Annotated in this window: 12 protein-coding genes; 3 read left to right on the top strand and 9 right to left on the bottom strand. The window is 62.4% G+C overall.

Going from position 1 to position 13,517, the window contains the following annotated elements; all coding sequences use genetic code 11:
- Positions 1-13: 13 nt before the first annotated feature.
- The 7 genes from JG739_RS23810 to JG739_RS23780 are packed head-to-tail and all read right to left on the bottom strand — an operon-like array spanning position 14 to position 7,888.
- Positions 14-1,123 (bottom strand): CgeB family protein, encoded by a 1,110-nt coding sequence (locus JG739_RS23810; protein WP_202363651.1) that lies wholly within the window; start codon positions 1,121-1,123, stop codon positions 14-16.
- Positions 1,120-2,214, bottom strand: coding sequence for a CgeB family protein (locus JG739_RS23805; protein ID WP_202363650.1), 1,095 nt, complete (start codon positions 2,212-2,214; stop codon positions 1,120-1,122). The genes JG739_RS23810 and JG739_RS23805 overlap by 4 nt, the downstream gene beginning before the upstream one ends.
- The gene (locus tag JG739_RS23800) at positions 2,211-3,341 is read right to left on the bottom strand and encodes a CgeB family protein (RefSeq protein WP_202363649.1); all 1,131 of its coding nucleotides are present in this window, start codon (positions 3,339-3,341) and stop codon (positions 2,211-2,213) included. The genes JG739_RS23805 and JG739_RS23800 overlap by 4 nt, the downstream gene beginning before the upstream one ends.
- A 2-nt stretch (positions 3,342-3,343) precedes the next feature.
- On the bottom strand, positions 3,344-4,444 hold the full coding sequence (locus tag JG739_RS23795; protein WP_202363648.1) for a glycosyltransferase family 4 protein: 1,101 nt from the start codon (positions 4,442-4,444) through the stop codon (positions 3,344-3,346).
- Entirely contained in the window at positions 4,429-5,721 is a 1,293-nt protein-coding gene (locus tag JG739_RS23790; protein ID WP_202363647.1) for a TIGR04295 family B12-binding domain-containing radical SAM protein, read from the bottom strand. Before JG739_RS23790 ends, JG739_RS23795 begins: the two co-directional genes overlap by 16 nt.
- Positions 5,718-6,785, bottom strand: coding sequence for an NAD-dependent epimerase/dehydratase family protein (locus JG739_RS23785; RefSeq protein WP_202363646.1), 1,068 nt, complete (start codon positions 6,783-6,785; stop codon positions 5,718-5,720). The genes JG739_RS23790 and JG739_RS23785 overlap by 4 nt, the downstream gene beginning before the upstream one ends.
- On the bottom strand, positions 6,782-7,888 hold the full coding sequence (locus JG739_RS23780) for an NAD-dependent epimerase/dehydratase family protein (RefSeq protein ID WP_202363645.1): 1,107 nt from the start codon (positions 7,886-7,888) through the stop codon (positions 6,782-6,784). Before JG739_RS23780 ends, JG739_RS23785 begins: the two co-directional genes overlap by 4 nt.
- Before the next feature lie 302 nt (positions 7,889-8,190).
- Between JG739_RS23780 and JG739_RS23775 the strand changes: the two genes are divergently transcribed.
- Complete coding sequence (locus JG739_RS23775) at positions 8,191-8,463, top strand: hypothetical protein (RefSeq protein ID WP_202367603.1); 273 nt, start codon at positions 8,191-8,193, stop codon at positions 8,461-8,463.
- A gap of 116 nt (positions 8,464-8,579) precedes the next feature.
- On the opposite strand, the gene JG739_RS23770 is transcribed toward JG739_RS23775, so the two are convergent.
- Both JG739_RS23770 and JG739_RS23765 read right to left on the bottom strand, forming a co-directional pair.
- The gene (locus JG739_RS23770) at positions 8,580-9,176 is read right to left on the bottom strand and encodes a response regulator (RefSeq protein ID WP_202363644.1); all 597 of its coding nucleotides are present in this window, start codon (positions 9,174-9,176) and stop codon (positions 8,580-8,582) included.
- A gap of 1 nt (position 9,177) precedes the next feature.
- A complete protein-coding gene (locus JG739_RS23765; protein WP_202363643.1) occupies positions 9,178-9,372 on the bottom strand; it encodes a hypothetical protein in 195 nt (64 codons plus the stop codon).
- 165 nt (positions 9,373-9,537) lie between these two features.
- Between JG739_RS23765 and JG739_RS23760 the strand changes: the two genes are divergently transcribed.
- Both JG739_RS23760 and JG739_RS23755 read left to right on the top strand, forming a co-directional pair.
- The gene (locus tag JG739_RS23760; RefSeq protein WP_244749536.1) at positions 9,538-12,636 is read left to right on the top strand and encodes a CheR family methyltransferase; all 3,099 of its coding nucleotides are present in this window, start codon (positions 9,538-9,540) and stop codon (positions 12,634-12,636) included.
- Positions 12,633-12,992: a response regulator gene (locus tag JG739_RS23755; protein WP_202363641.1), complete on the top strand. Its 360-nt coding sequence runs from the start codon at positions 12,633-12,635 to the stop codon at positions 12,990-12,992. Before JG739_RS23760 ends, JG739_RS23755 begins: the two co-directional genes overlap by 4 nt.
- The last annotated feature ends 525 nt before the right edge of the window (positions 12,993-13,517 follow it).

Here is a 13,517-nt window from a genome sequence, read left to right as displayed (position 1 = left end):
TCCTGTCTGCCAGTCATGCTGCACTTTCGATGTCCAGATCGAGAGCTGGACGTGCCGATCCTGGCCGCGCCAGCAGCGAAACGAACTCGCGGGCTCTCGCGGCGCTTGTATGTGCCGCCAGGATCGTTGCACGCGCTCGCTTGGCCATAGCCAGCCTGACGCGGTCGGGTTGGCTGGACAGGATATCGATCACCTCTTCGGCTTGGCCGGCCGTGTTGATCGTGGCTGTCGGAAAGAAGCTGTCCAGACCGGTCCAGCGATCGCTGATGATCGCGGTGCCACAGGCCGCCGCCTCGAACAGGCGTACGCTGGGGGACCACCCAGCCGCTATCATGGAGCTGCGTGTGACGTCCAACGTATAGCGTTGGCGGCTGTAGAACGAGGCGTGGTCCGCCGGCGGCAAGTGCTCGATGCGATCGACATTGCTTGGCCAGACGGTCTCGGACGGAAATTGCGAGCCGGCCACGACGAAGCGACGGTCCGGCATGCGTCTTGCCGGTTCGAGCAGGAGAGCATCCAGTGTCGCCTGCCGGTCCGAGCTGTAGGTTCCGAGATAGCCAAGATCCCAGCAGATTGGATCGGCCGTTCGGCGATGCCGCTCCGGGTCGACGGAGCAGTAGAGCGGCTCGGCGCGCCGTGCACCAAAATCCGCCGCCAAACGGGCGAGCGTTGGCCCGCCGGTGAATGAGAAATAGACATCGAAATACGGAATTTGCCGGCGGCATAGGTAGTCGCAATCGTCCGCGGCGAGCTTTGCCAGCGTGACCGGCGTGTCGATGTCGAAGAAGCAGAACTGGCCCGTGCACAGGGAGGCGACGATGTCGATGACGGCTCGCCCCTCCGGAACGAACGATCCGACCACCACGACATCGGCCTGCTGCAGGCAGCCGGCATAGGTCCGACGAAGATCGTTCGTCGTTTCGTAGTAGCGCAACCTGCAGAAATCCGGGTCACGCAGATCGCGATGGTTCGCGTACCATGGCACGTCGCGCTCGAGGAAGGTGATGCGATGGCCAAGCTGGTGCAGGCCCTTGAGCAAGCCGCGAAAGGTCGTGGCGTGGCCGTTTCCCCATGAAGAGGACAAGGACAGGCCAAGAAAGACGATATCGAGCTGCCTGGTCATTCGGCTGCCTCCACGGTAGGGCGCTCGAAATGACGCCTGAAGACAGCGTCGGCCACAGCGGCCCTTAACGCATAGGTATGCTCGGCGAGAACACGCCGAAGCGCAGATGCGCCGATCGCCCTTGCCCGCTGGGGGGTGAGGGTGCGCATGATCTCAGTGACATCGTTGCCATCGCGCGCCACGAGGATCTCTTCCCCAGGGGCCAGGAACAATTCGACGCCGAGCCAGGCGTCGGTGATGAGGCATGCGCCGGCACCCGCAGCCTCGAAGACCCGCGTGGCAGGCGAAAAGCCGTTGGCGGCCATGCTGTCGCGGCTGATGTTCAGCACCGCCTTGGGGGTGACATTGAACGCATTGTGGTCGCGCGTCCCGACGTGGCCGAGCCATGCGACATTTGGCGGTAGCTGCTTGTCACCCCAACCCGATCCGCCGAGCAGGAAACGCTGATCGCCCGAACGGCTGGCCGGATCAAGGAAGAAAGCTTCGACGCGCGCTTCACGGTCCGGCAGGCGGTTGCCGAGAAAGGCAAGGTCGCAGGCGAAACGCTTGTCCTTCGCGACCGGATGGTGCGTTTCGGGATCGAGCGCATTGTAGATCGGCACGCATTCGGCAGCCCCCAGGGCACGATAAGCCCAGACGACCGGATCGCCGCCGCCATAGGTGAGGACAAGGTCGATCTCCCGCAAAGCGCGGTGCAGGGGATGATCCGGCTCGTCGCGCAATTGGCCCAGAGTGGCCGGTGCGTCGACATCCCAGAACACTGTCAGCGCATCCGTCCGGGCGTGGTCGAGCACGGCGCGCAAAAGCGCGTCGTCTTCGAAGCCAACTCCGCTCGCCTTGACGACGATGTCGGCTTCGCCTGCGCTTGCTGCCACCTGCATCAGCGCATGCGGGGTCGCCTCGTAGATGACGACGTTGCACCAGTCCGGTGCCTCGATATCGCGGTTCTTCTGCCGGTCGTAGACGTCCGGTTCATAGAAAGTGATCTCGTAGCCGAGCTGAGAAAGAGCCTTGAGCAATCCGCGGTAATAGGTCGCCGCGCCGTTCCAATAGGACGACAGCAGGCTCGATCCATAAAATGCAATCTTCATGCGACTGTCTCCTCTATAACGATGCGATCGATGGCTTGGCGGTTGCCGCAATCGGCGAGCACGTCGAACAACTCGTCGGCCCGGTGCCGGCAAGTGTGTCGCCTCCGAATGGTTTCGAGGCCGGATCTCACCAGAGAGGCGGCCAGGTCAGCATCGTCCAGCAGGTCGCGAAGATGACGGCGCATCTCGGATCCGTCGCGCGCGAAAAGAAAGTCGATGCCTGGCCTGAAGAGTTGTTCGACATCGGCCCAAGGCGCCGAAACGAGCGGGATGCCACAGGCGAGCGCCTCGAACATGCGGATCGTCGGGATGCCGGGCAGATTCTCGCGGTATGGGCGCCGCGGGATGTGGACGGTAACGCGGTGGGCGGCGAATGCCTTGGGCACGTCGGCATTGGCAATCCAGCCTTCGTAACCCAGGCCGGCGGCGGCAAGATCGGCGAGCGCTTCGCGTGGATAGCGCACGCCATGAACAGTGCCAGCCAGGCCAAGCTCTTCCACTGGATCGATCAGGAATTCCTTGATTTCGGCACTGCGCTCGTCATCACCCCAGTTGCCGATCCAGATCAGGTCGGCTGTAGGGGCGATCTCCGGATGCGGCTTGAACAGGCGCTCATCGGCCGCCTCGTGCCAGGTGAAGGCACGTTTGCCCCAGCCGGCACGAAGGTAGCTTTCCCGCAACGCCTCGCCGAAGGCGAGCACGCCGTCATAATGCTCGAGCCGCAGAGCCGAGATCGCCTGCGTCGCCGAGACGGCGCGATGGTGGGTGTCGTGGAACAGAAGCGTAAAGCCTCCTCCATTCGCCCTGGTCCTGCCGATGCGCTCGACAAGGCCCGGGTCGGTCCATTCGTGGACGATCACCACATCGGCGCCGGCAATCCAGCCTTCATGGTCGAAGGAGGCGTCGTAGGTCACCGACATCAGATCCGGAAAATCCTTTCTGAAGCGCTCGACCGCGAAGGGCCCTCTCTCTGCCAGCAGGTTCGAACGGCTCCAGCCGTCTGCTGGCTCCAGCGCGATCGCCTGGTGCCCGCGTGCAACCAGCTCCCGCATGATGCCGCGCAGGAAATGCGCGTTGCCGTGGTTCCAGTCGGAAACGACCGAATGGGTATAGAACAGAAACCGCATTGTCAGCGTTCCGCAACGGCCGGCGCGGCCCGATGGTAGATGTCGCGCATGGCCGCCGCCTGCCTTTCCGGCGAAAACTTGCGCGCCCGGCGTGCGGCGGCGTCGCCGAGCCGGCGCCTGTGTTGGGTGTCGTCAGAGAGACCATCGACACATCTGGCGAGATCGCGAGGATCATGCACGTCGTAGAACATGGCCGCGCCATTCCACAATTCGCGATAGGTCGGGATGTCGGCGAGCACCAAAGGCGTTGCGGACGTCGCTGCCTCCAGTGCGGCAAGGCCAAAGGGTTCATAGACGGACGGCGATACGAAGATGCCGGCCCCCGCCATCAAGCGACGCACCTCATCGTGGCAGACAGGACCCAGAGGAACGACATTGCTGAAATTGGCGCGTTGGCGATCGCCGCCCTCGAGCGGCCCGGCAGCAAAGACCGGCCATTTCGTCAGTGCTGCTGCCTGGTCCAGCGTAGCTGCGTTCTTTGCTTCGTCCCACCAGCGCGCGGCGGCGAGAACCACTGGTTCGCGCCTCTCTGCCTTTGGACCCGGCCGTGCGCCGTTGCTGACAACGCTCAGCCGGGCGATCGGCCCGTAACAGGCCTCGAGCATGTCGGCATGGCTGCGGCTGGGCGCGACTACCGCATTGGCCCAATCGAAACCACGTCTGTTGCGGTCCCTCTGCCAGGCCCATTCGCCGTCCACAGCCTGTCCCCTGACGGCGTGGAGCCAGGTCACAACGCATGAGTGCGAGACCGTCACGACCGGGCAGGGCAGATCAAGTCCCACGGCCTGGGTCGGCGCATTGAGATGGACGAGGTCGATCGCGTAGTCGCCAACAAGCGCGCGCACTTCCTGCGGCAACATTTCCAGATCGTCCTCATTGCGGGTCATCCAGTCCGGCGGTGTCTTGAGCCACGCCAAATCAGCGAAAGCCTGCGCCTCCTTCGCCTGCGCTGCGGACGGTCCCGGGCCTAGCCCGGCGAGCACGATGCTGTCGCCGGCATGAGCCAACTCCCGCGCCAGATCGAGCGCGTAGCGCCAGACGCCGCCGACGGCATCGACGGTCATCAGGATTCGCCGCGGGCGGCGGATCAGTGACTGCAACATGTCACCTCCAACTCGGCCAGCGCTCGCGGGCGCTTCTCCTGGATGTCGCTGAACGTCTGGAACGAGGCCAGGTAATGCTCGTGGGCGCGCTCCCAGGCGAGATCGTCGGGCTCGCCCCAAAGCTCGCGATAGCTGGGCGAACTTGGGTAGGGATAGAGCGGCACCGGCTCGTTGGCCCACACGCCGCGGTCAATGAGGTGCTTGCGCCAATGATCGACCAGAGCCGGATCGTCCTCGACGACGCCGATCAGATTGGCCTGGACGAACGGAACGTGACGTCGTGCATTGACCAGCAAAGCGGCCAGTTCCTCGGTGTCCAGCCGGCAACGCTTTGCCAGCATGGCCCGGCCTTCCACCGTCAGGCTTTCAAGGCCGGCTTCGATCGAAACGCAGCCGGCGGCACCCAGCAGTTCCAGGAGCTCCGGCTTCCAAAGATCGATGCGGGTCTGCACGCCGAACTTGACGTCGCGATCGACCAGTGCCTCCAGCAGCGCCTTCTGCGGCAGGAAGATCTCGTCGATAAAATAGATGTAGCCGACGCCTTGCCCGATCAGCCGATCGATTTCAGCGGTGATCGCATCGTGGTTCCTGCGGCGGTAGGCGTCGCGGAAATCGATCTTGGCGCAGAAGCTGCAATTGTAGGGGCAGCCGCGAGACGCCTCGACCTCGGCTCCGAAGCCCAGCTGATCGTCGTCGAACCGGTGGTGATGGTGCAAATGCGCGGCAATCCAATCGGACGGCCAGCTGAGCGGCGGATGATCGACAAACGAACTGGCATGAACGCCGCCATCGCCGACAAGTGTTCCCTCGTAGAAACGAGCGGTGTGGGGCACGGCGCTCCAATCGTCACTGCGGGCGAGTTCGGCGACGACCTCTTCGCATTCGCCGCGCACGACGACATCGACGCCCAGCTTGCGCAGCGTCGGCGCCGGCGTCGCCGAGCCGTGCGGCCCGACAGCCACTGTGTGGCCGCCGCGCCCGGCGAGGCGGTTGAGGAAGTCGGCGGGCACACGCAGCTCGGGCGGCGCGCAGCGCCAAAACAGATAAGTGGGCGCCGTGCTGACGACGGTCATCGCCGGTGCGAAGGCGGCGACGCGATCGGCAAGTGCTGCGTTGTCCAGCTTCTGGATTTGCCCGTCCAGCATCAGCACCTGGTGGCCGTCGGCCTCCAGCAAGGCTTTCGAGTAGCCCAGTTCCAGCGGCAGATGTGGCTGGCGGCAGCCGAAATAGATGCTGTCCTCGTAGGTCCAGAACGGATTGACCAGGGCGATTTTCATGCCACGTACCTCGCTGGTTCAGGCTCGAGGCGATGACGCTGGAGCCAATCGGCGAGATCGCGGACCCCGTCGCGCCAGGAGACATGCGCTTTCCAGCCGAGCGTCGCTTCTATTTTGCGCGTGTCGGCGACAAAGAAAGGCTGGTCGCCGGTGCGTTCCCGGTCGTAGCGGATCGAGAGGTTCCGCCCGGTCAGCTCGCCGATCTCCTTGAGCAGCATGCGCAGGCTGACGGCGTTGCCCGGTCCGCCACCGAGATTGAATGCCTGGCCGCCGATGTCGTCGATCCTGGCAAGTACCCCGCGATAGGCCGCAACGGCGTCGGAGACATGAAGGATATCGCGCACCTGCTTGCCATTGCCGTAGATCGTGATCGGCCGGCCGGAAAGCGCGCTTAGCAGAAAATGGGCGACCCAGCCCTGGTCCTCCGTGCCGAACTGGCGCGGCCCGTAGATGCAGCTCATGCGCAGGACCGCGGTCGGCAGATCGTACGACTTGGCATAATCCAGCACATATTGGTCGGCCGCGCCTTTGGAGCAGCCATAGGGCGTGCAGAAATCCAGGCCGCAGGTCTCGTCTATGCCGTTGGCGCCGATGCCGGCATCGCAGGGCACGCACCGATCCTCCTCTTCGCGCACTGTGACGTCGGGCAGGCCGCCATAGACCTTGTTGGTGCTGGCGAAGATCACGGGAATGCGTCGGCCGCTGCGGCGAGCCGCTTCCAGGACGTTGAAGGTTCCGCGAAGATTGATGTCGAAATCTTCGCTTGGCCGGACGAGGCTCGTGGTGACGGCGGTCTGTGCGGCAAGATGGAATATCGCCCTGGAATGCGCCAAAAGCGGCGCCAGCACGTCTTCGTCCCGGACGTCAACGGTTTCAACGGCAAGTCGATTGCCGTGCTTCTGCGTGAGCCAGGCCAGGTTCTGATCGACGCCCGGGCGGCTGAGATTGTCGATGACCAGCACCGGAACCCCATCTGACAACAGGCTGTCGGCGAGGTTCGAGCCGATGAAGCCGCTGCCGCCGACGATGGCAACCGGCGCTTCACGAAAACCGTCCGGCCTCATGATACCAGCCCTCGCTCTTCGAGTTCCCGTTTCATGTCGGCGCCGCGGTCGATGGCGACCGTGTTGCGAACCCATGCGACGAACTCGTCGAGCGAATCCTCCAGCCGGTGCTGCGGCTCGAAACCGAGCAGTTCGCGCGCCTTCGAGATATCGGCGAAGCAATTGCGGATATCGCCGGCGCGCGCCTTGCCGAGGATATCAGGCAGCTGTTCGGGCACACCCATGGCGTCGGCGAGCATCCGGGCGACCTCGCTGATCGCATAGGCCCGTCCGCTGCCGATGTTGATGACGTGGCCGCGCGCCTGGCGTTGTTCCAGCGCCAGGCGGAAGGCGCGGGCGACGTCGCGCACATGCACGAAGTCGCGTTTCTGCTCGCCATCTTCGAAAATCATCGGCCGCTGTCCGTTGGCGAGGCGGGAAGCGAAATTCGCCAAAACGCCGGTGTAAGGGTTTGACAGCGCCTGTCCGGCGCCGAAGACGTTGAACAGGCGCAGCGCCACCGCATCGACGCCATAGGCATCGCCAAAGATCAGCACGGCGCGCTCCTGGGCATATTTCGTCAGCGCATAGATCGAGGCGAGGTCGACCGGCTTTTCCTCGTCAGTCGGCAGCGGCGACAGGCTTTCATCCGCCGCCGACAGCGGATTCCATTGGCCGCTCTTGACGTCGCTGGCCTGCCGCCGTGCATTGTCGACGCGCCGGCCGCCTGGCGTGGCATAGAGACCCTCGCCGTAGACACTCATCGACGAAGCGACGACGATCCGCTCGACCGGATGTTTGATCAGTGCCTCGAGCAGGGTGGCGGTGCCGAGGTCGTTCGCGCCGACATAGCGGGCGATCTCGTACATCGACTGGCCGACGCCGACCTCGGCGGCCAGATGGATGGTGGCGTCGACGCCCTGGAGCGCCTGAGCGACGGCGTCGCGATCGCGAACGTCGCCTTTGATCAGGTCGGCTCCCGCCGGCAGGCTGATCGCCTCGCTGCCGTGCACCTGTTCCAGCAGTGCATCGAGAATGCAGACGGCATAACCATGTTCAACGAGTTCCTGGACGACGTGGCGGCCGATGAAACCGCACCCTCCTGTAACCAGTATGCGTTTCACGACAACTCCTTACGCAGTTGGCCTTGGCGCCCCGAACTGTTTGGCAAAAGGTTTGTTCCCTCTGCTTCAACAAAGATGGTTTGGCGCGGCTGCAACCTCAGGTGAACGCATGCCGAACAAGCCTTGGGCGATGCGCTGGAACATTGCAGCTTCTTTGGGGTTAGGGCGCTCATCCGGTCCGTGGGCGGCCCGTGGGCGGAAGCAGTGGCTGGCAGCTGATGATCGAAGCGGTATCGCGTAGCAATCCAGACCCGATCATGAGCCTCACACGCCTGCACAGCCTGGATCAAAGGGAGATTTCAATGTCTGAATCGAAAACAACCACCAATCATGACGACATCCGTCAATGGGCCGAAGATCGTGGTGGCCGACCTGCGGTTGTACGAACCAAGGGTGAGGGCGGCATCCTGCGCATCGATTTTGGCGAGCCCGAGGAGGAGTTCGAAGCCATCGAATGGGATGAGTTCTTCCGGATTTTCGACGAAAACAACCTGGCCTTCCTCTACCAGGACGAAACCGGCGGCGGCAAAGCCAGCCGATTCAACAAATTCGTCGACCGCAACCAGAAAAGCTGAGGAGGCTGCTTTTGCCAGCGGTGTCGGTAGCCCTTAGGCGCGCCTCACTTTCTGACGGAAAAAGTCGCTCTAGATTGCTGTTTTTGCGTATCTTACGACTGTTGGAAAAACCAGCCTCAGTGCAACAGGCTCGTTCCGCCCGATCTGGCAATGTTTCGCATGATGCCGTTCAGCCAGTCTTCGGTCGACACGCCGGCCCGCCTCCTGTCGATCTCGCCGATGGCGCGCTCCAGCGTTCGCTCGACCAACCGATCGGAAGCACCGACGTCGCCCAGAAGCAGACGCGCCGCGAGCCTGAGCTTAGGCAGAAGTGAAAACACATTGTCCGACAAGTTCACGGCAGGGCGACCCGCCAAGGCCGATCGTTCCGGAGGAAACAAGGCGTCGAAGATGGCGTAGCTATCCGACGACTTTCGAAGATTGCTGGCGTGGCGGAGACGTTCGGGAATGATGATGTCCTCGTCAGCGCTGAAAAAGACGAAGGGAACGCCACGGCGCATCAGTTCGTCTGCGATCGGAAACACTCGCCGGCCGTTGAGATTGACGTCGAGGATCGCCGCCTCGGCCAACTCGGTATGCATGGATGCGTGTTCGACCGTCGCCGCAGGGCCGAGGACGACCGCGCCCATATTGCCGAAATACTTTGCAAGATCGCCGGCCAATACCCAATCGTCTTCGACGATCAGGATGCGCACTCCTCGTAGATCGCGCACCTCATCGTCCTTTCTTCGAGCGGGATTTCTTGTCCGCTCGAGCTTGTTCAGAATGTTCCTGCAAGGCGGCCTGCAATCGTTTCGCCAAAACCAGCATGCGGGGTGGAATGGATTCGTTTCCCGGCAAACTCAGCAAATCCTCGAAGCGCAACGACGCTCGTTTTTTCGGCTTCAGGTCAGGCGTGCGTTTTGGCATTGGAATTCCACAGCAATTCAGACTTTAACGCCGTCTGCGCGGACTTGTTCCGGCCCTCGTGCCCGTTGTATGCTGGCGTTGAGTGCAGCCCAGTCGTGGGCTTTGGGTCGATTTGGCGGACTTGTCGTCCAGGCTGTTAACCGAGGGCTTGCGGTGACATCCCAGATGAAGAGATTTCCCATTGTGGGCGTCGGCGCGTCAGCCGGCGGCATTCCCGCAATGGAGGGCCTGTTCAAGGGCATCACCGGCCGGCCCGGCATGGCGTTCGTCATCGTCACCCATCTCAGCCCCGGGCGCGAAAGCCTGCTTCACGAGGTCGTCGGACGTTACACGCAAATGCCGGTGGTCGTCGTCGAGGACGGCACCACTGTCCTGTCCGACCATGTCTATGTGATGCCGCAAAACGTCGTGCTCACGATTGAGCGGGGAGTGCTGCACCTGCGGCCATCCAACGTGCTCAGCCGCGAGCGAAAGCCGATCGATATTTTCTTTGGCGCGTTGGCCGAGGATCAGGGCGAATATGCGGTCGGCGTCATTTTGTCGGGCGGCGATTCCGACGGTACGCTTGGCGCGAAGGCGATCAAGGAACATGGCGGACTGACGGTCGCCCAGGCTTCCGACGGCTACGGTCCGCGCAATCCGGACATGCCGAAAAGTGCGATCTCCAGCGGGCTGATCGATATTGCGGCGCCGGCGGAGGAAATCGGTGCCAAGCTCGAGGGGTTCGCCCGCAGCTTCGATATGCTGAACGGAGTTGCCGGAGACGGCGAGCACGAGGCGGCAGAACTGGGTCGGCTCCGCGACGAGATCTACGGCATTCTGCAGGGCCAATCCGGCCACGATTTCTCCGGCTACAAGACCAAGACATTCCTGCGGCGCATAAAGCGGCGCATGCAGATCGCGCAGCTTAATTCGATTGCAGCCTATGTCGAGTGGCTGAAGAAAGACCCTCGCGAGGTGATGGACCTGTTCCGTGATCTCTTGATCAACGTCACTGATTTTTTCCGTGACCCCGATGCGTTCAAGGTGCTCGAGGACAAGGTCATACCGCAGCTGTTCGAGGGCAAGACCGCCAGCGACGCCGTCAGGATCTGGGTACCTGGCTGCGCCACCGGCGAGGAGGTGTTCTCCATCGGCATGCTGTTGCGCGAACACATGGAGACGCTTTCGGTTGTGCCGCGCGTCCAGATATTTGCGACTGACATCGATGAGCCCGCGCTTACGGTGGCGCGCGCGGCGCGTTACCCGGCGGCATTGCTGCAGGGGGTTTCGCCCGAACGCAAGCAGCGTTTTTTCAGCAGCGACGGCGAGAGTTACGTGCTTGCCAACGAGGTCCGGGAGCTGTGCGTATTTTCCCCACACAGTATCGTGCGCGACCCGCCGTTTTCGCGCATGGACATGGTTTCATGCCGCAACCTGCTGATCTATTTCGGCTCCAACATCCAGAACCGGGTCGTTCCGATCTTCCACTACGCGTTGAAGCCGGGCGGTTATCTTTTCCTCGGCACGTCCGAAAGCGTCGGCCAGCACGACGACCTGTTCGCCACCGTCGACAAGAAGCAGCGCATTTTTCAGGCGCGCGAACATGCCTCGCCACACATTAGACTGCCGATGCTGGTCGGCGACGGCCGTTCGGGCGCCTTGCTGCCCGAAGGCACGGGGCCGAAGAAGGCAACCGCCAGCTATCCGCTTCGGCAGGCGGTCGAGGCACAGGTGCTGGAGCGTTTCGCGCCGCCGCATGTTGTGGTGAATGGCGATGGTGACGTCGTCTACTATTCGGCGCGGACCGGCAGATTTTTCGAAGCGCCGCAAGGCATTCCGAGCCGGCAGGTGCTGGCTTTGGCCCGCTCCGGGCTGAGGCTCGACCTGCGCGCGGCGTTGCGGGAAGCCGCCACGACGCGCCGCACCATCGTACGGGAAAATGTCGTCGTCGACGAGGACGACGAACAGGCCCAGTCGATCAAACTCATGGTCGAGCCGTTGGCGGAACGCGGCAAGGGCGAACAACTTTACCTTGTCCTGTTCGAACCATCAGGGCCGGTGCAGCCGCGGCCGGATATGCGGCGCGAAAACCGGGATGGCGAAGGCGCTGCTGATCTCGAGCGGGACCTGCGCGAAACGCGCGAGCGACTGCAGTCAACGATCGAAGAGTACGAAACCGCGCTGGAAGAACTGAAATCCTCGAACGAGGAACTCGTCTCCGTCAATGAGGAGGCGCAGTCGACCAATGAGGAGCTTGAGGCCTCGAAGGAGGAGATGCAGTCGCTCAACGAGGAGCTCAACACGATCAATTCGGAGCTGACCAGCAAGATAGAAGAACTCGACCGCGCCAACAGCGATTTGCGCAATCTGTTCGAGAGCACGCAGATCGCGACCATTTTCCTCGACCGCAATCTGGTGGTGCGGACCTTTACTCCGGCGGCCTCGTCTTTCTTCAGCCTGCGTCCGTTCGACGTCGGCCGGCCGCTGACCGAGCTTTCGAGCCAGATCGACTATCCCGAGCTGAAACAGCACATCGATGCCGTCTTCGAAACCGGGGAGACCCTGAACCATCATCTGGCGCGCGACGACCGGGGCCGGTTTTACATGGTTCGCATCAACCCGTATCGCGACAAGGACAACCGGATCCAGGGCGTCGTGGTCACGCTGGTCGACGTCACCACCTTGGCCGAGACGGAACAGCAAAACCGGGTGCTCATTTCGGAGCTGAACCACCGCGTCAAGAACATGCTGGCGGTGGTCGCCAGCATCGCCAACCGCACCCGCGAAAGTTCGGACTCGAAGGAAGAGTTCGCCGACGCGCTGATCGGTCGCCTACACGCCATGTCACGGGCTTACAGTCTGCTGTCGAAGGAACGCTGGAAAGAAGCTTCGATCAACGAACTGCTGCATCAGGAGCTCGAACCTTTCAGCATTGACCGGTTCGAACTTGACGGTGCTGAAGTGAAGCTTAGCCCGCAACAGGGCCTTTCCCTCAGCATGGCCATTCATGAACTGGCGACCAACGCCGCCAAATATGGCGCGCTGTCGAAGCCCGAGGGCAGGGTCGTTGTGAAATGGTCCGGCGAGGGCGATGTTTTCACGCTTGCCTGGCGCGAGAGACACGGGCCGGCGGTCAGAAAGCCGCAGGTTAGCGGCTTCGGGCTTTCCCTGCTGCAGGGTGAGATCGGCTACCGGCTTGGCGGAAACGTCGAGACCACCTTCAATCGTGACGGTCTTGAGGTCCAGATCACATTCCCGATGATGCGCAAGGAGGCGCCGTGACCGACCGGTTGCGCGTTCTGGTGGTCGAGGATGAATGGCTCATCGCCGAGGACATCGCTGCTTGTCTGCGCGATGCGGGACATCAGGTGATCGGCCCGGCCCCGTCGGTGGCGGCGGCCCTTCGCCTTATCGGCGAAAATCCTGTCGACGTGGCGCTGCTGGATGTTCAACTGCATGGCGAAACGAGCCTGGCGATCGCAGAAGAATTAAAGACCCGCGACATTCCGTTCGCATGTCTGACCGGCTTTGGGCCGCACGATGTTCTATCCGCCTTCGCCAACTTCAGATTTGTTCGCAAGCCGGCAGATCAGGCTGCCATTCTCAGAGCCTTGTCTGAATTGGTCCCGACGTCCTAGTTCCTCTGCGCAGGGGATTTGGTTCTTTGACTGACGGTCGCGCTGCCGGCCGGCCTGCAGCCACCATCTCTGATGCTGGGGATTAGCCACAAGCCATCACGCCTTCGTCATCCCAGGGTCTGCGCCGCGTCGCTTCGCTCCTCGCTTGCCCTGGGATGACGAAGTGGAGGGGTATGTCGAACTTACGGTGGCTGCTGATTCTCCGCTGCCAACGCAGCGGCCGCTTCCTCGGTCGTTGAAACCTCTCCTGCTGACGTAAGCGATTTCTGGCATTTTCGTATGGGAAGCACGGCGTGCCCAGTCTCCGGAGGCGATAGCCGGCCGATCCTGCTGCTTCTTGCCAACGCATGTTGATTGGCCCTTGCTGCGAGCCACTCCGCCCGCTCCCGCGGCAAGCCGATAAGGCAAATACCGGCGAAGTACGCCGGCACATCCACGGTCGTATCGAACACGGCCCATGTGTTGGTCGGTTCCTGAACGGGCAAAAACCTCATAACAGTTCCTGCTAATATATAGCACGAACTT

The organism is Mesorhizobium sp. L-2-11 (assembly GCF_016756595.1).
In the GTDB taxonomy this organism is placed as follows: Bacteria; Pseudomonadota; Alphaproteobacteria; order Rhizobiales; family Rhizobiaceae; genus Mesorhizobium.
This window is presented reverse-complemented; position numbering and strand designations above follow the sequence as displayed.

What these genes read in the sequence shown, in the direction of transcription:
- JG739_RS23810 (WP_202363651.1), bottom strand. Translation starts at nt 1,123, where the DNA reads ATGACCAGGCAGCTCGATATCGTCTTTCTTGGCCTGTCCTTGTCCTCT.
- JG739_RS23760 (WP_244749536.1), top strand. Translation starts at nt 9,538, where the DNA reads ATGAAGAGATTTCCCATTGTGGGCGTCGGCGCGTCAGCCGGCGGCATT.
- JG739_RS23795 (WP_202363648.1), bottom strand. Translation starts at nt 4,444, where the DNA reads ATGTTGCAGTCACTGATCCGCCGCCCGCGGCGAATCCTGATGACCGTC.
- JG739_RS23785 (WP_202363646.1), bottom strand. Translation starts at nt 6,785, where the DNA reads ATGAGGCCGGACGGTTTTCGTGAAGCGCCGGTTGCCATCGTCGGCGGC.
- JG739_RS23800 (WP_202363649.1), bottom strand. Translation starts at nt 3,341, where the DNA reads ATGCGGTTTCTGTTCTATACCCATTCGGTCGTTTCCGACTGGAACCAC.
- JG739_RS23805 (WP_202363650.1), bottom strand. Translation starts at nt 2,214, where the DNA reads ATGAAGATTGCATTTTATGGATCGAGCCTGCTGTCGTCCTATTGGAAC.
- JG739_RS23775 (WP_202367603.1), top strand. Translation starts at nt 8,191, where the DNA reads ATGTCTGAATCGAAAACAACCACCAATCATGACGACATCCGTCAATGG.
- JG739_RS23765 (WP_202363643.1), bottom strand. Translation starts at nt 9,372, where the DNA reads ATGCCAAAACGCACGCCTGACCTGAAGCCGAAAAAACGAGCGTCGTTG.
- JG739_RS23790 (WP_202363647.1), bottom strand. Translation starts at nt 5,721, where the DNA reads ATGAAAATCGCCCTGGTCAATCCGTTCTGGACCTACGAGGACAGCATC.